Genomic DNA, 17,067 nt, shown 5'->3' with positions numbered 1-17,067 from the left:
GGCCGCGGGAATCACGGCGATCCGGAGGCATCGTCGTGGTACAGCTCGTCGGCGGGCTATTCGTCCGGTCCTTGGCTCAAACGTCCGATCCAGGGCGGCAGCTTGGCCGTTTCCCCAGAAAGTTTGGGCGCCGTCGACGGCGCCCAATACATTCAAAGCGGTCGGGAGGAGGCCTTACTTGCGCGCCTTACGCTTGGTGTTGACCCGTTCCTTGAGGGCCTTGGCCTGTTCGAACTTGACGTTCTTGGAGGCAGCGATCTTGATGGCCTCGCCCGTCTGCGGATTGCGGCCCTTGCGCGCCTTGCGCTCTGCGAGCTTGAACTTTCCGAAGCCGAAGATCGCAACCTCTTCGCCCTTGTGGACGGCGTCGGAAATCGATTCGAACACGTTCTCGATCAGGTCCCGCGCGAAGGTCTTCGTCAGTTCGTATTCCTTGGAAATCTGCTCGATAAGTTCGTTCTTGTTCATAGGTATTCCTTTATGCCCGGAGAAAAGCTTAAGAAATGAGCCGTCCCGGCAAGGTTAGCTCATACGCCGCGTTTGCATTGCTCTAACATCGACGTCAAGACCGGATTCTTTCGATGTCACCGGCGCCCTGCAGATCTTCCGCTACGTTAATTGTCGCGAGCAATCCCGGCCCCTAGCCCGCCCCGGAGGTCCCGCATGAATGATGCGCCGGGCGTAGCACCGGAACTTCAGATATCGAGTTCGAGCAGGACGGGTTGATGATCCGAGGCCTGCGATTCTTGGTCGTACGAGATGCAGCGCACCCGAGGTGCAAGATCTTCCGTTACAAAGACAAAGTCGCAGCAATGCGGACGACCATGGGTTTGGTCGTAGATGCAGAAGGATGGGGGATGCGGCACCGTGCCGTTTACGACCTGCCAGGAATCCCTCAGCGCCGGCGCGCCGTTGTCGAATGTGTCAGAGATACGCTTTTTCGTAGTGTCCTCCGGACGCATGTTGAAATCACCGGTCAGCACTGCAGACGAGGTTAACGGGAACCGGACATAGGTGCCCTCACCGTCCTTCCGCGGCGTCAGCGTGCGATCATGAGCCGTCCTGTGTGCCTCTCGGATGCCCTCGACCTGCGCCTGCCGCAATGTGTCAGAGGAATATTCCAAGTGGGTTGTCATAATCCTCAAGGGGCCTGTCGGTGCTTCCACCACCGCTTCCAGCAGAACGCGCGGCATATTGAGGGTCGGTGCAGCCTCCCAAGGCAGCGTATATCGCAGTACCTGCGCCACGGGGAGGCGCGAGGCGATCATGTTGCCGAAGCGTCGCCGCGCCCCTGCCCCATCAGGAATGTCGAGGGAGACACCCTCGATGGCAGCGTAATCGGGCAGCAGGGCAGCAATTTCGGCGAACTGATTGGCGCCGGCGTTACCCTTGAGATTTCCAAAGTTGTCTGAAACCTCCTGAAGGCACAGCACGTCGAAATCGGCGATGGAGCGCGCTTCATCGATGATGCGCTTGAGATCGACGCGCCCGTCGATCCCGAGGCCCCATTGGATGTTCCAGGTGATGATCCGGAGCATGAAGAAGTCCTGGTTTTATTGGCCGACCTTGCTCAGGACATCCGCTTTCAGGAAGCGTTCGATGACAATCATGAACAACACGGACGGAACGAGGAGGATAAGAGCCGTGATGGAGGCAATCTGGTAGTTGCCGCCCATGCTGGCGTTGTAGAGGAGAAGCGGCAGGGTTGTCACCTGTGGAACGCCGACGAAGAACGTTCCAGTGAATTCATCGAGTGACTCCAGAAAGACGAAGATGGCGCTTGCCATGATGCCGGGCATTGCAAGCGGCAGCGTGATGGTGAAGAAGGTGCGCAGAGGGGATGCGCCGATATTCCGCGCCGCTAACTCAAGATCCTTGTCGACTGCCGCGAACGCTGCCGCTGCGATCCAAACGGAATAGACGAGTCCGTGGGCGGCGTGCACCAGCACGACACCTGTGATCGTTCCCGTCAGGCCGATGCTGTAGAAGACCCTTGCCACGTTGATGTAGATTGCGACCGAGGGAAACGCCTGGGGCAGAAGGAACAGGATCATGAGGGCCGTGCGCCACGGCAGCCTGAGGCGCGCAAGCGCATATCCGGCCGGAACAGAGACGCACAAGGCTACGACAACCGTGAGGCAGGCGATGCTGATACTGGTTACGAGCGATGACATGGCATCACCAGTGGGGCGGAAAACCACCTCCCAGTAGCGCAGGCCATAGGAGACCGGGAGCTTGAACGGCGCATACCATCGCTCGGCCACCGACCAGAGAACGAGATTGGCGAGCGGCCCGAACAGAAGAAAGGCGAACACCACCAGCGCGAGAACCTTGAGCGCGGAGGACCCGACGACCCACACCCTGGCCGCCGATTTCGATGGTACACGACGGTTCAGGCTGAAGCGCCTAGGCCGATTCAAGGAGATTGGCTCCGGCGATGCGGGAGAGAACTGCATCTTCCCGCTCACGACTGCACCTCCCGCCTCACATTGTGGCGAAGGTAGATCCAGGCGACGGTCCCGGCGATCACGTAGGAGATCACGCCGAGTGCATTGGCCGTGGCGTAATCACCATAGGAATTGATGCGGAAGGCCATGTCGACCGTCAGCATGGTAGGCTGGGAGCCCGCGACCATCATCGGCACGGACAGAACGGACAGCATGGTGACAAAGGACAGCACAAGTCCGACGAGCAATGTCTGAGCCACCTGCGGCAGAACCAGTTCGATGAGGACGCGCAGCCGCGATGCGCCAAGATTCCGGCCCGCTTCGATGGTCGCTCGGTCAATAGAGGCCATGGCTCCTGCCAGCATTAGAGTCACGAAGGGCACCTGTTTCCAGACGAACGTGATGATGATGCCGCGCCAATCGAGAAAACTCGTCGCTTGGATCGGCTCCATCAGGCCGAGAGCGACGAACGAATTGTTCATCAAGCCGTTCTTGGCGAGGAACGTGCGCATGCATTGCGCCGCGACGATGAACGGGATGAAAAGCGGCCAGCGATAAAGATTGCGAAGGACCGCGATCAGCCATGGAATCTCGCTCAGTGTAAGTATCCCGGCGATCGTAATCGAGAACAGCGCCGTCAGAAGGGTCGAGGTGATGACGATGAACAGGGTGAACAGGATGTCGGTGGAATAGAGGTCATAGGCCTTGTGGAAGGACGCGAGAGACAAGCCGCCATCAGGCGCCGTGAATGCCGAGGCAAGGGAAAACCCGAGCGGGTACAGGAACAGGACACCGATCATCGCCAGGGCTGGCGCAATGAGCAGGAGGCCGAAGAACGAAGGTCTCGCCATGATTCTACAAAGTCCCGATCTCGCTGGGAGACCGATCGTGACATCGGGGCGGCGGGCGGCCCTCGGGTATAGGCCGCCCGTCAACGGTGAATGTTCGATCAGTTCGCGACCTTCTTCTCGTAGGTTTCGAGAATGTCGTTGAAATACGGGCCGATCGGGAAAGGCTTACCGTTGGAGGACAGCACATCCGGCGGGATATCCGCGAAGAGCTGGTTCCACACGGCCTGATCGAGCTTGCCTTCCAGATTCTTGGCATCAATGCCAGGATACCAGTTGAAGCGCTTCACGATGCCCTCGGCCTGTACCTCGGGACTCGTTGCGAGCGCCACGAACTCCGCGGCCAACTTGTCCTGAGCCGTCTTTGCTGGAATGGCATAATACATGGGCTGCCCGGGCATGCCGGGGGACACGAGCTTCAGTTTCATGCTCGGAGGGAGCTTGCCCTCTGCCTTCCAGGTATAGAACATGTCGACCCAGACCGGTCCCATGGCGATCTCGCCGCGGTTGAGCATGTCGAGCGTGCCTGCATTGCCGGGCGTGATGACGACGTTCTGGTTGAACTCCTTCAGATCCGCCATGGCCTTGTCCCAGGAGGCTTTCGTGGCAGCATCGTAGGGGCCCTTCTCCAGCTTCGCCGCGTCGCCGCCGAAGGCCGAGACCCAACCCGTCACGAAGGCAACGCCGGACATGCCACCCTTGATGCCGTTATAGCCGAACTGCTTCGGATTCTTCTTCACCCAGTCCCGCAGTTCCGCATAGCTGTTCGGTGGAGACTTGATCAAATCAGGATTGTAGGCGATCGCCGTCTGGGAATGGAACATCGGCATGACGTAGCCCGAAACGTCGGCACCCAGCGAATTGGTCGCTGTGTCGCGCGTCACCAGCTTTCCGGTTGGAAGGCTATCCCGGTATTTCTTGAGCAGGTTGTCCTGCACCATGGTTCCGGCCGCCTTCTGGTGAATGACGACCACATCGAAATCGGCGGCTGCGCCGGCTTTGGTCTGCGCGTCGAGCTTTTCGAAGATCTTCTGCGATCCGCCGTCACCGGGCCCGGTGCCGACGGCGACGACCTTGACGCCCGGATGCTGCTTTTCGAAGAGCGGTCCGAGATAGTCCTTGATGTAATCGACCATGTTTTGGTCGCCGGCAGTGGCGACGTTGAGCGTCTGCGCGCTCGCCGCGCTCGTCATGAGAAACGCTGCAATGCCGGCAGCGTAAAGGGCTTTACGCATGGATTCCTCCCTTGGCTTGGTCAGTGGGAAACAGGTGCAACGACGACACCGGCAGCCGGAGGCCGACGGGGCGATCGACGTCGTGGTAGCGGTCGTCCGTCACGGAAAAATGACGGTCGCCGATCGCGACCACGTACCTGTAGTGTCCGCCGGGATACGTTCTCTGCGTAATTGTCCCGGGCAGAATGATGGACCCTTCGATCAGGGCGCCAGGATCTTCGAGCGAGGCAACATCATCACGGAAGAAAGCGGTCACGGCGCCGACGGGAACTGCGCCAGCATAGGGTGTAGCGCGTCCGTCCCTGGTTCTGATCTCGACATCCGAACCCGATGCGCGGATATCCAGGTCGATCGTGTTCTCCGCCCCCATGAAACTGGCGACGAAAGGTGAATTCGGCCGGTCGTACACGTCTTTGGGCGGCCCCATCTGGGCGATGTGGCCGGCATCCATGACCACAATCCGATCCGCCATCGTCATGGCTTCTTCCCGGTCATGCGTGACGTGGATAGCCGTGAAGCCGAGACGCGCCTGCAGGGACTTGATCTCGGAGCGTAGCTGGATGCGCACCTTGGCGTCGAGGTTGGATAGCGGTTCGTCGAGCAACAGGATCTCGGGCTCAATGGCGAGCGCGCGTCCGAGGGCCACCCGCTGCCGCTGCCCGCCGGACAGGTTCGTCACCTTCCTGTCCTCGAGGCCTTCCATGTTCAGCATCTTGAGAACGGACCCGACCCGGGCGCGGATTTCATCCTTGGGGACCCCGCGCAGGCGGAGGCCGTAGCCCACATTGCCGAGCACGGTCATGTGCGGCCAGAGGGCATAGGATTGGAACATCATGGCCATGCCGCGTTTCTCCGGCGGCACATCGACCACGTCCCGGCCGAACAGGCGAATGGCCCCGCCCGAAGCTTTCTGGAAGCCGGCGACCGTCCGCAGGAGCGTCGTTTTCCCGCAACCGGACGAGCCGAGGATGGCAATGAATTCCCCGGGGGCGACCGAAAGGCTGACCCCATGCAGCACCTGCTGGCTGCCGTAGCTCACCTGCAGACGATCAATATCGATCGCGGGCAAGACAGAATTGTCCACGGTCCCACTTCCCTCCCTGATTGCGCTTTTCGCGTCTCTTATGGGAACAGACAATCACATTTAGATGACGGTGAAAAGCCTGTGATTCGAAGGCGTTCGGAATTTTAGCCGGCTAGCCCCTGGTTCCGAGAGGAGAGCTTTCTGCTTACTTCTTCCGCTCTGCTGCCTGGGCTGCGCTCTTGCCTCACGGTCACCGGTCAGGACCTTTCCATCAGGTCTCTTTCCCCCTTGCATCGACCGACCAGAGGGATGCCTCCCCGCCCGGGATGCATATCGCCAAGCGATTGAAGAGGTTGACCACCGGGCATGCGTGATTGGGATACACCAGCAGCCGGGTCCCGACGCCAAGCAAGCCGCCGCGCCTCTCGACAGAACCGTGCTCCTCGGACAATCGCACCACCGGAAGCATTGCCTTAGGGTCGTGCTGGGCAGCGAAGGGAAATGCAAGGCCGAATCCGGACCCGCCGGAACTGTGCGCCCCGAGGTCGGACGTCAGGGCCTTCGATCCGGCATCGATGATGTAATAATCTTCGTTCGCGCTCACGATGGTGGCAACGACCGCGAGGGCGAGATTATGAGGGGATGCTATGCCGAGGCGGACCGCAGTCAGGTCGAGGAACACGTAGTTCCCAGGCCGGATCTCGTCGATGCCTGCAAAGCTTTCCGACGAGAAGACCGTAGGAGTGGATCCAACGGAGATCCTGGCATTCGCGAAGCCGAATTTCGACATCCGCTCCTTGGCAAGAAGCATCAAGCTCTGCTCGGTCCGCGCGACGTGCGCGATCTGCGTTTGCTCCGTGCAGCCATAGGCATGGCCAGCGTGAGACACAAGGCCGTCGAACGCGAGCATGGGAAGCGCATGCAGGAGCCGTGCGAGTTCGTCGAGGGCAGAGGAATCAGCTGCTACGCCGCAGCGATGCAATCCCACGTCGATTTTCAATCGGACCGGGATGCTTCGCCCCGCGATCTGTGCTGCCCGGGCAAGCGCAGCGAGTCCATCGGGACTGTCCGCAATGAAGGCGACCGAGGCGCGCCTGCCCTCCGCCACTTGGAGAAGCGGAATGACGCGATCGGGGTCGATCACAGGATAGGCGACGAGAATGTCCTTGAAGCCCGCATGGACGAAGACCTCGGCTTCGCTGGGCTTGGAGGCGGTCAGACCGATGGCGCCGTGCTCCTTCTGAAGACCCGCGAGTTCAACCGACTTGTGGGTCTTCACGTGCGGCCTCAGCGAAATCCCCGCCTCTGCGGCTATCGCGGCGCCTTTGCGGATATTGCAAAGGAGGCGTTCCTTCTGCACAAGAATGAAAGGCGTCTTCAGATCCGGCAGGTCCGTCCAATCCGTTGAATTCATGACGTGCCCGGTCCTCCTCCCTGAAAGTCTCTCGCCGTCGCTCCTGACGATAGCTGCTCAGGTCAGCGCTTCGTCGCGCACAGGATAAAGCGATCGTGCAGCCATGTCCGCAGCCAATCGTGAGGTCCGGCAATGCGACGCTGAGCGCGGTGGATGCGGCGATAGTCCCCGCACACGACATCGGCAAATCCAGCCTGCTCTACGAGGAACTTGAGCGTCTCGAACGTCAGGCCATCGCGAAAAGGCAGTCGCTGGAGGATGGCGGCGTGTTCATCCGCCAGCGCAGGGTCACGATGCGGCGGCGTGGCTGAAAGCCGCTCCAGCAGAGTCATCGCCCGCTTGGCTATACGTCCTCGCAGCGGCAGATTGACGAAATCCCCATCGAAAATGACGATTCGGCCGCCAGGTCTGAGAACGCGAAACCAGTCCTCCAGAGCCGCCTGTGGGTCAGTCAGGGTCCAGACGAGATGGCGGCAGACGACAGCGTCGAAGGTCTCATCCAGTTCCTTCGTGCTTTCCGCGTCCCCTAGAATGAACTTCGCTCGTGGATTACCCCGATGCTTGGCGCTGGATCGGGCAATCATCGCTTCGGACAGGTCGATACCGGTGACCCGATGGCCCAGGGACAGGAGGACCCCAGTCACCTCTCCCGTTCCCGATGCGAGTTCCAGGACATCGAGAGGTTGGGACCCGAGATGAGCGCGAATCTCCTCGGCCCACGCATCGTGCTCGACTCCTTTCGGAATGCGGTGCCCAAAAGACTGGTCGAATGTTTCCGCACGTTTCGACCAATAGGTTCGGATGTCGTCCTTGATGGACCAGTTGGAAGGGGCCTGCATGGTGCTCGTCATTCGAAGGCTCACAACGATGAAAGATAGGGCTCGACGAGGAGAGACCCGCGGGCGGATCGCTCCAGATGGATTCCGACACGGTAGGCTTCAGCCGTGGCGTGCGTTCTGAGTGCTTGCTCCGGCTGCCCCTCTTCGGCAATGCGGCCATCCTTGAGAACGAGGAAACGATCGGCAAAACGGGCAGCGAGGGAGAGGTCGTGCATCGCAACGACGGTGATCATGGATCGTTCCCGCGTGACCTGCCGGACGATCTGCAGAACCTCAAGCTGACGGCGCACATCGAGGGCGCTCGTCGGCTCGTCGAGCAGCAGCACATCAGGCTCACGCACGAGTGCCTGAGCAATGCCCACCAGCTGTCGCTGACCTCCGGAAAGCGTGCCGATATGGCGCTGACTCAACGGGTCCAGGGCAAGGCTGCTCAGAACATTCTGCACCGCACGCAAGTCGCACAAGCCTGCGCGCAGGCTCATTCCGCCTGAAAGGGTCTTTCGAGCGAGGAGCACAACCTCGAACACAGTCAGGGCCGCCCGCGCCGACAGATCTTGCGCCAAATGGAAAATTCTGCGGCCACGTTCGCGCCCCTTGAGCGCAGTTAGATTCTGCGCGTCGAGCAGGATGCGGCCACTCTGCGGCCTGGCTGCCCCTGAAAAGCACCGGAACAGCGTCGACTTGCCCGATCCGTTCGGACCCACAAGGGCCGTCAAGGCGCCACGTGCCAAGGGGCCCGCAACAAGTCCGCGGAGCACCACGTGCGGGCCGTAGGAAAAGCTCAGGTCGTCAATCATGAGTGACATCTATCAAGCTCCCCGACTGCGGATCGAGAGGATGAGACTGACGAAGAACGGAACTCCGATCAGACTCGTAATCATGCCGATCGGATAGATGATGCCAGGAGTTATTGCTTTCGACAGGGTTGACGCCAAGGATAGGATGACAGCGCTCATCACTGCGGATACAGGAAGGAAAAAGCGTTGGTCTTCGCCGATCACGAGACGCGCAATATGCGGCCCAACCAGTCCCACGAAGCCGATGGCTCCGACGAACGCCACCGAAATCGCCGCAAGGAGCGACACCAGACCCAGAATCTCAAGCCGAAGCCGATCGACCTTGATGCCCATGGTTTCCGCCCGCTCGTCGCCCAAGCGGATCGCCGTCAATGCCCATGCGCGGGCAAGCATCCACGGCATCGCAACACCGAGAGCTGCAATGCAGATCCCGATCTTCTCGAAAGTCGCGCGGCTCAGGCTCCCCATGATCCAGAAGACGATCTGCTGCAACTGCGTTTCGTTCGAGCGGTACTGGATAAGCGCGAGGAGCGCATTCGAGGTGAAGAGGAGAGCGATGCCCACGAGCACCATCGTCTCGGCGCTGACGCCGCGCAGCTTTGTCAATCCAAACAGAGCGAGCGATGCCAGCAGCGCGAAGACGAAAGCATTCGCCGTAATGGCCAGCGTTCCCCCGACCGGGAGAACGACCCAGCCGAAAGCGATGGCAAGCGAGGCACCGACACTTGCAGCGGCGGACACGCCGAGCGTGAAGGGATCGGCGAGAGGATTGTTGAGGATGGTCTGCATCGCGGCACCGGACAGTCCGAGCATGGCTCCCACGAGCACCGCCATGAGTGCCACGGGCAACCTAAGTTCGAACACCACCAGGTGGAGGCGCGTCTCGGCCCCTGATGGATCCAGGAGCGCATCAAGAACTTGGCTCAAAGTGGCGGGACCGGGGCCGACCGCGAGATCGGTCACGAATGCCGCCCCCAAGGCTGCAAGCCCAAGGCAAACTAGGCCCAGCCGCCGGCGTGCAACGCGCCGGTAGCCCACGACCGTCGTGAGCGTGGCAGCGGTCATTTCAGGGTGGCCCAGAAGATTCCGGAAGGTGCAACCGGCAAGAACTTCGCATGGAGATCTTCCCACGTCGCCTGCGGGTCGACATCCTTGAAGCGTTCCGGATGGAGCATCTTTGCAATCGCCTGCACGGCCACGAAGGAATAGGGCGAGTTGTAGAACTGATGGTAGAGCACCATGACGTTCTTCTTCTGGACAGCCCGAAGCAGCGGCAGTCCCGGGCGCTCCATCAGCGTACTCAGGCGTGCCTGGACCTTCTCGTCGGTAGCATCATAGCCCATGGGTGCAGCGGTGCTGCTCGGAATGGATTCCGACCAATTCGCTCCTGTCAGAAGGAAGTACTCCGGATCGTCCGCAACAATCTTCTCGACATTGACGTCACCGCCGCTGGTCGAGCTGAAGAAGCGGCTTCCCCAATTGCGGCCACCCGCCTCTTCCACAAACTTGCCGAAGTTCGTGGCGCCCCACGTGGAGCAGCAGCTGTTCGGATTGTAGCCTGCCGCACGTTCCATGAAGACCAGGGGACGATCCTTCTCCTTGAGATTTCCGACCCGGGTGTAAACAAGGCGCATCTGCCGAAGATAGAAATCGGCGAAGGCAAGAGCTTCCCTCTCTCGGTCCATGATGCGTCCGAGAAGGATGAGGCTCGGCACGGTGTTCTGGCTCGGATCCTCGCGCCAATCGATAAAAACGACAGGAATACCCGCTTTCTCGAGCTTTGCGATGAGCCCGGTTTCCTGCGCTTTGAAATAGTTGCCGAGATCGAGAACGACCACATCGGCATCCAGAGCCAGAACCTTCTCGACGCTGAAGTCGCTCGTATAGGGATTGCCGAAATCGGCGATCCGGTCAGCCTCCGGGAACTTGCTGCGGTATTTGCGCCAGGCATCCGGATCGTTGACCTTCAGATCATCCCGCCAGCCAACGACGCGCTTGAAAGGATTGTCCCTTTCGAGAACCGCCAAGCCATAAAGCTGGCGCCCTTCGCCGAGGACCATGCGCTGCACGCCCTTTTTGACCTGGACCGTGCGGCCGGCCAGGTCGGTGACCTCGACCATCCCTGACGAGCTCTGGGCGTGGGCACCGCTACTTTGCATAACGAATGTAAGCACGCAGGCGGCAACGAGCAGAATGATTAGAACGGGATATGACCGTACAACAGCAGGTGCGCCACTGGGCCGTGTGGACGTCGGCATTGATTGACCTCGCGCTTCGGGGTTCAAGGCCCCGGTTCAAAGGCTACGCCTGTAACCATGAAGCAGCGCTATCTACAATTTGAGGCAAAATCAATTATAAATCAATTACTTAGAATATTTCTTATCTGCCTCTACTTTTGAATTCCTCTGAACGGGAGACAACATCGCAATGAGTTCAGGCGGATACATGGGCCCTTCGTGCCTATGGCGCTTTCCCAATCTCAACGGGAACACGGACGAGATCGCGATCCCAGGTGACTTTGCAGTTCGAGAGTTGATAACGAGTCAGGTAAAGAAAGCCGCTGAACCCGATGTCTTCGAACGACAACGTCTCCGCCCCAGGATCGATCAGGCTTGGATAGAAGTAAGCCAGCTTCTCATCGCAGGATTTGTCCCAGAGCAGTTGCGCTTCCATGACGAGCCTGGGCTGTGTCCAATTGAGAAGATCGGGCGACATGGACGAGTAGATGCCCTCCACGATACGACCATCCGGTCCACGCCGCTTGTCCCCAAAGACAGCGATCACGGCGCCGGTCTCGCGCTGTGTGACGATGCTGCCAATCAGGCGTCCAATCACGTTCGGGGCAACGGGCTGGCAGACGTGCGACGCCGCATCGATCGCCCTCTCGCTGAATGGGTTCACGAACCGCACGGAAAAGTCGGAACCGCTCCAAGCCCGCCAGGAGGTCGGGTCGTCGAGAGTTTGGGTCCGAATGAGGCAGTTTCCCCGACGTTGGTCCCGATAGCCATCGGCGAAGACGAACGCATAGTACCAGCCGTTGCGCGCGATGATGTTGGTGGGATTGGCATAGCCGACCCGTGCCGAGCGGTCAGTTGGATAGGAATAGGGGAGCGTCGCGACGACAGGGGGCTTCCCGTCACCGGCGGGGACAAAGTGACGGCCACCGTCGCGGGAAATCAAGCCGGTCACGGTGTTGAGCAGACAGGCGCTGTAGCGTCCTGCAGGGCACTGTCCGGGCGTCCGCTCTCCACGCAGTTCCGTATGAGCAAGGGCGTACACCGTCCGGCCATCGGTCGTGTAGACCCCGCCGATCCAGCTCAGGTCGTCGAAATCGGAGAGTCTGGCGGATCCCCTCCCCTGATAGATGAGATCGCATCGTGGCTGAACGTCGTTCAGTCCTTTTCCCACGAGAGCGCGGTTGTCGTTATGACTGATGGTCAGGCGAACCTCGCCGTCCGCGTTGCGGAAGGCGCGCGCGGATGCATCCGGGACGTGACTCTTCACACAGGCATCGCGCGACCAGTCGAACACGGTCTCGATCGGTCCAACCGGACCGATCAAGAGGTCCCGGCGCCCGGCCGTCTCGGCTCGGGCGCCGGCCCACAGAACGCTTCCCGCCAGGAGAGAGAGAGCGAGAAGCGTCAGCGGTCTTCTCATCGACTTGGCCCCCCTACGCCACCTTCTGCATCGGGTCGTCGACTTTCTGCATCACATCGACCATCTTTGTATCGACGCCGTTCTCCACGAGGAACTGCCGCATTTCACGATAGGTATGATGGTAGGCCCGATTGAACTTGTCGAAGAGCGACTGGTCCCAGTACTCTTCGATGCTGAAGTCCTTGCCGGCGAACACGTCGAAGCTCGGAATCTGGAACGTCTCGGCAAACTCCACTGTCCGGCTGTCATACGTGAAGTAGATCGAGGGCGTGCTATTCGACAGCGCCATCAGATTGCCGTGCAGGCGATATCCCAGGACGAGGTCTTTCTGCTGCACCAGGTCCTCGTAGTCGGCAACAACGTCGGAATAGAACAACCGCTCACGATGGAGCTTTTCCATGGTGTCGTCCAGATACCAGTCGGAGACCCACTTGTTGGCGCGCAGTGCCGCGAAGGCCTCTTCTTTCTGCTCCTGTGTTCCGAAGACAATTTTCTTTTCCTCGACCTCGCCCTGCGCCATCAGGACCACATCGAACCGCTGCGCAAGGGACTTGACGAAATCACGATGGAAGGTGAGGTAGCGCTTGATATCCTGCGCATAGGCAGGCGAAACCTCCCGGCGCATCGTGACACCCACATACCTGACCTTGTCGAGAGGCGGAAGCTGGATGGTCATGTTCGGATTGTTCCGACGGAAGGCAGTCGGACAGCCGACGATGCGGACATTGCGGATGCCGATATCCCACAGAACCTGGGCGGAGTATGCTCCGCGGACACCAATCGAGGTGGTCGAGTCCGCCATCATGCGCAAGACCGTCTTTGTCTCGTCCGAAAGCTCGATCTTGCCCTTGACGGGCGCCTGCGCACCAATGCCGTAGGCGACGACTGGTATCTTGAGCCGCTTCAGAACCTCGATCGTCTGGCTCCAGCGCATATCCTTGTGGACGTAGTTGGAGCCACGCAGGAATACATAATCATATTCCTCATTGAGCCGGTCTATATCATCTAGGTTCGGGTTCGCGATCGGCAGAACTCCAAGCTTATCAAAATTGAGAAGCTTCAGCGAGGAATCGAAGACGAAAGCATCGCCAATGTTGTGATAGTGATTGATGTGGTTCTGGACGTCCTTGTACCGGTACCAACGAACATTGTCGTGGTCATAAACCTCACCGGATGGAATCATTACGAGAATGCGTGCCATGTTCTCTCTCCTTCTGGCTGCAATTCGACTTTGTGGACAATTGTCAGGCTGACCGCGCCGCGGGGGCGATCTCGCGGTTCGCGGCGATCGTGTAGTACAGGTCGAGGTGTTTCTGCGCGCATTCCCGATAGCTGATCGGCCGCTCTATCCCGGCGCGGAGACGGTCCCAGAGGTTCGGGTTGGTCAGCGCCTCGGTCATGCGATCAATCAGGTCTTCAGGAGAGCCGGCGCGGAAATGCAAGCCGTTTACACCATCCACGATCTTTTCCGCCATGCCGCCAATATTGCTGGAGATCATGGGCCGTCCGTGGAAGAACGACTCTTGAATGACGATTGGCGAGTTTTCCCACCAGATTGATGGGATGATCGTCCAGTCGATCGATTGCATGAGGCGCGGCATTTCGGCGTTCTGATAGGCACCGTAAAAGCGCGCGCGCGGCCCCGCCTGTTCGACGAGTTTCTCGATCTTCTCTTGGAACGCCGCTGGCTGCCGTTCCAGATTGCCGCCGAAGATCATGAGCTGGGCATCATCTCCCCAGACCGCGTCCGGGATTCGGGCAACTGCATCGAGCAGAACATCGACACCTTTGAAGGATGTAATCTGACCAAAGTACGCAAAGCGCGCCCTGCGCGCGCCATCGGGCAATGGCCGCGGGGCAGCAGGATCCGCGATATCGAGGCCATTCTCGATGACCGAGAACTTCGACCGGTCGAGGCCCCAATCGACATAGCGGTCTACGAGGAACTGGCTTGGTGATATGAAATGATCCGCTAATTCAAGCAGGCCGCGAACGAAATTCTCGCGGCGCAGGAACCGCGCCGGCGAAATATCGGGAAAGCAGGCATTGCAATCCGCAGGCGAAGCCTGCCGACATAGGTTGTTGTTTCGCGTCTTCACCATCTGCCCGTGGTGATGACAGATGGACAGGAACTCATGGAAGGTGACGACGATGACAGTATCCGGCAGGGCGCGTCGCACCGCATAGATGCATTCCAGCCCCAGACCAATGAAGTGATGAAAATGGATGACATCGGGCTTGAGATCGAGCACCACTCGCAGGAAGTCCCGCTCGATCTCCTCGGTGTTGCGATTGGAAAGGAAGAAGTGATCGTAGTCATCAGCATGGTAGAGGATCTCACCCTCCTTCTGGCGAAGGCTGAGAAGGGCGGTGCCTCCGTGGCGCACGACCGGATGACCGACACGGGCGACGAACCGGGAACTGACGCCATCGAGAGCGTTCAGACCCTTGTGCAGATTGTACGATGCGACCTCCGCCCCACCGAGCGAGAAGCTTGGATGTCCGTGGGATACAACGAGGACGCGCAAAGGATGATAAGTCATTCGACCCCCCGCATGTTGGCGACGAGGAGAGACCAGCGACGGTCGAAACTCCAGCGGTCGACATGCTGAACCAGCCGCTGCCAGGGAAGGCTGGCATCGACGGAGTCTCCGTCCGCGGCAATCATTTCCACATCCGGCAGCCAGAACGAGGGCGTGCCTGCGAGTTTGAGCTTAAGGCAGAGGTCCCGCCCCTTCTCCTTGACGCTCATGTAAGACTGGCTGAACCCGCCAATATCGTGAAAGGCGGAGCGTGAGACAATGCAGCAGGCGGTCGAGCCGGCCATGACCTCCGTCGGTTCGGCGCCGCGGATGACATCGCTCGGATACCCCAGGAAGCTGTCGACCAGCTTCCTCTCGCGCTGGTCGAGCAAGGTGCCTGCGAAGCAAATGGAGTTGTCTTCGAAGACAATTGTTGGGCTTACAAGGACCTTTCCGTTGCGCTTGCGATATGTCCGCTCCATCACGGAGAGCCATCCGGGCTTGCGAGGCAAGACGCCTGCCGAGAGGAAGACGAGCGCTTCGGCGTTCGTCGCCTGAACGGCGGCTTCCAGGGTATCGCACGAATCCTGGACTCCATCGGCTCCTACGAGACGAATGCCCAGCCCGTAGAACCTCGCGAGACGCTGCACCTCCGCGGCAATACGGCCGAAAAGCTCCATCGGCACACAAAGGAGAATGGGGACACTGTGCATCTCCGGATCCAGCGCCAAAAGTGAAAGAGCGACGAGAACCTCTTCCACGTCGCGCCGGCCGCCAAGGACGAGGCAAAGACGCGCTGCGCTCTCGTCATAGCCGAAATCTCGCCTTTCGACCGCTCGTGGCTTGGGATGGTCGAACGCCTGGATCATCGGGCCGATATGCGACTCGATGGCCATACTTGTAGCCGCAGAGCGAGGGTCGAGCGCGGCCATCACCTTGTCCACTGCGCGCCGTGATGCGGCGCGCGCAGGGTTGAGGGGATAGAAGGCAGACGTTTCGTCACCGATCTTGATCTCGAAATAGACTGGATCCTGGTTCGTGGAGCCCAGCTCCGGGACGAACGCCAAAAAGCCATGATCATGGCGATGGGGATCGACACTGTGTCCGAAGACCGGGTCATGCTGGAATGCCGCCGTTACATCGGGCCGGGACAGGCGCGTCCAGCTGCTTTCGATTGGCACGGATTTCTTGCCTGCGTTGAGCACAACCTCCTTTACCACGTGCTCCGGATCGAGCATCCAGCCGCCGACCAGGATTCCCCCCTTCGGCAATTCCAGCACCATGTCCATTCCGATGCGCACGGGCTCACTGAGACTAGAGACCGTATCCCGCCCGTCGAAGCGGGCACCCGCTTTCTGCAGCAGGCCCAGGGTCTCGACATTTGCAGTGGCTCTTGGAAGGGCATCGCGCACATGCGCCGGCACGTCCATCGGTGAAAGGTGAATGCGGCGGTCATAAATCTCAAGTGTCCGCCATCCCTGCTGGCCACGAAAGAAGAGCCGTTGCAGGCGCTCCAGATCGACCGTCGCGGTTCCAGGAGTCACAAGGCCCACAAAGCCGTATCCGCGCTCACCGAGATCCTCTCGCTGAACCTTGGCCGAAACGAAATCCACCGCATGCAGACCGTCATGGGAAACGATGAGGCGAGACTTGTCGGCCGGAAGCTCGCTCGACCAGCCTTGGAGATATATTTCCCCCGTGTCGAGAACGCCCATGACCTCCACGAATCCGTCCGTGCGTGCTGTCGCCGTCAGCATCGAAAGAGCGGCGGACATGCGTTTCGGGTCGCTTGTGCCGATTACCAGAGCCTGAGCAACGCCATCGGCAACCTTCGAGAACTCCGCTTCTGCATCGGCGGCTACGACGTTCATCAGGCTCATCAGCGGCAAGGCCCGTCTCACCAGCGTATAGCGCGCCGGCTGCCCCTTGCGGCGCATGACGATGGAACGGATGCGGACTCGGCCCGCAACCTTGACGGGGACAATGGCGACAAAGCCGACTTTTGCCTCCGGAGGTGCCTCTCGCCGGTTCCACGTGATGACGTTCGCCGTCATCGAGAGCGAGGGATCGCCGTTGAGAAGAACGGGTACGGCGCCCGACAGCGCATCGGTTACCCCGCTGACGAGCAGCAGATCCTCGCCGACGGGCGACGCGATGACTGTTTCTCCATCCGTCGGGAGGCTCAGTTGATCGTTCAGGAACGCATTTCCCGCGGCGTAGTCTGAACGTGGACTGGGAGCCATGTCCTGTTGCGGCGCGTGACGTACTGCTATCGTCATGAATA

General features: G+C 59.9%; 15 protein-coding genes. All 15 read right to left on the bottom strand.

All coding sequences use genetic code 11. The features are described 5' to 3' along the window. Nucleotides 1-174: 174 nt before the first annotated feature. The 15 genes from AC522E_RS04225 to AC522E_RS04155 all read right to left on the bottom strand — a co-directional run bounded on the left by AC522E_RS04225 (nucleotide 175) and on the right by AC522E_RS04155 (nucleotide 17,062). Nucleotides 175-468, bottom strand: a complete 294-nt coding sequence (locus tag AC522E_RS04225) for an HU family DNA-binding protein (protein ID WP_500749142.1) — start codon at nucleotides 466-468, stop codon at nucleotides 175-177. A 227-nt stretch (nucleotides 469-695) separates the two neighbouring features. Continuing rightward, nucleotides 696-1,538 carry an endonuclease/exonuclease/phosphatase family protein gene (locus AC522E_RS04220; RefSeq protein ID WP_500749141.1) on the bottom strand — a complete coding sequence of 281 codons (843 nt, stop codon included), beginning with the start codon at nucleotides 1,536-1,538 and terminating at the stop codon, nucleotides 696-698. A gap of 15 nt (nucleotides 1,539-1,553) precedes the next feature. After that, nucleotides 1,554-2,360 carry an ABC transporter permease gene (locus AC522E_RS04215; protein ID WP_500750584.1) on the bottom strand — a complete coding sequence of 269 codons (807 nt, stop codon included), beginning with the start codon at nucleotides 2,358-2,360 and terminating at the stop codon, nucleotides 1,554-1,556. Between the two features lie 104 nt (nucleotides 2,361-2,464). Continuing rightward, the gene (locus AC522E_RS04210) at nucleotides 2,465-3,298 is read right to left on the bottom strand and encodes an ABC transporter permease (RefSeq protein WP_500749140.1); all 834 of its coding nucleotides are present in this window, start codon (nucleotides 3,296-3,298) and stop codon (nucleotides 2,465-2,467) included. 98 nt (nucleotides 3,299-3,396) lie between these two features. Further along, nucleotides 3,397-4,530: an ABC transporter substrate-binding protein gene (locus tag AC522E_RS04205; protein ID WP_500749139.1), complete on the bottom strand. Its 1,134-nt coding sequence runs from the start codon at nucleotides 4,528-4,530 to the stop codon at nucleotides 3,397-3,399. Next, nucleotides 4,523-5,614, bottom strand: a complete 1,092-nt coding sequence (locus AC522E_RS04200) for an ABC transporter ATP-binding protein (protein WP_500749138.1) — start codon at nucleotides 5,612-5,614, stop codon at nucleotides 4,523-4,525. The genes AC522E_RS04205 and AC522E_RS04200 overlap by 8 nt, the downstream gene beginning before the upstream one ends. 211 nt (nucleotides 5,615-5,825) lie before the next feature. Further along, nucleotides 5,826-6,968, bottom strand: coding sequence for an alanine racemase (locus tag AC522E_RS04195; RefSeq protein ID WP_500749137.1), 1,143 nt, complete (start codon nucleotides 6,966-6,968; stop codon nucleotides 5,826-5,828). 62 nt (nucleotides 6,969-7,030) lie between these two features. Continuing rightward, on the bottom strand, nucleotides 7,031-7,819 hold the full coding sequence (locus AC522E_RS04190) for a class I SAM-dependent methyltransferase (protein WP_500749136.1): 789 nt from the start codon (nucleotides 7,817-7,819) through the stop codon (nucleotides 7,031-7,033). A gap of 8 nt (nucleotides 7,820-7,827) precedes the next feature. Beyond that, complete coding sequence (locus AC522E_RS04185; protein WP_500749135.1) at nucleotides 7,828-8,613, bottom strand: ABC transporter ATP-binding protein; 786 nt, start codon at nucleotides 8,611-8,613, stop codon at nucleotides 7,828-7,830. 3 nt (nucleotides 8,614-8,616) lie between these two features. Continuing rightward, entirely contained in the window at nucleotides 8,617-9,669 is a 1,053-nt protein-coding gene (locus tag AC522E_RS04180; protein ID WP_500749134.1) for a FecCD family ABC transporter permease, read from the bottom strand. Then, entirely contained in the window at nucleotides 9,666-10,724 is a 1,059-nt protein-coding gene (locus tag AC522E_RS04175; RefSeq protein ID WP_500749133.1) for an ABC transporter substrate-binding protein, read from the bottom strand. The genes AC522E_RS04180 and AC522E_RS04175 overlap by 4 nt, the downstream gene beginning before the upstream one ends. 340 nt (nucleotides 10,725-11,064) lie before the next feature. After that, nucleotides 11,065-12,261: a hypothetical protein gene (locus AC522E_RS04170; RefSeq protein ID WP_500749132.1), complete on the bottom strand. Its 1,197-nt coding sequence runs from the start codon at nucleotides 12,259-12,261 to the stop codon at nucleotides 11,065-11,067. A 13-nt stretch (nucleotides 12,262-12,274) separates the two neighbouring features. Continuing rightward, nucleotides 12,275-13,462 (bottom strand): polysaccharide pyruvyl transferase family protein, encoded by a 1,188-nt coding sequence (locus tag AC522E_RS04165; protein WP_500749131.1) that lies wholly within the window; start codon nucleotides 13,460-13,462, stop codon nucleotides 12,275-12,277. A gap of 43 nt (nucleotides 13,463-13,505) precedes the next feature. Beyond that, nucleotides 13,506-14,804: a glycosyltransferase family 4 protein gene (locus tag AC522E_RS04160; protein WP_500749130.1), complete on the bottom strand. Its 1,299-nt coding sequence runs from the start codon at nucleotides 14,802-14,804 to the stop codon at nucleotides 13,506-13,508. Then, nucleotides 14,801-17,062 carry a glycosyltransferase family 2 protein gene (locus AC522E_RS04155; RefSeq protein ID WP_500749129.1) on the bottom strand — a complete coding sequence of 754 codons (2,262 nt, stop codon included), beginning with the start codon at nucleotides 17,060-17,062 and terminating at the stop codon, nucleotides 14,801-14,803. Before AC522E_RS04155 ends, AC522E_RS04160 begins: the two co-directional genes overlap by 4 nt. Between the last annotated feature and the right edge of the window lie 5 nt (nucleotides 17,063-17,067).

Source organism: Microvirga sp. BF8, from assembly GCF_059888585.1.
The sequence above is the reverse complement of the archived record's forward strand: the minus strand, read 5'-3'. Positions and strand labels throughout refer to the sequence as shown.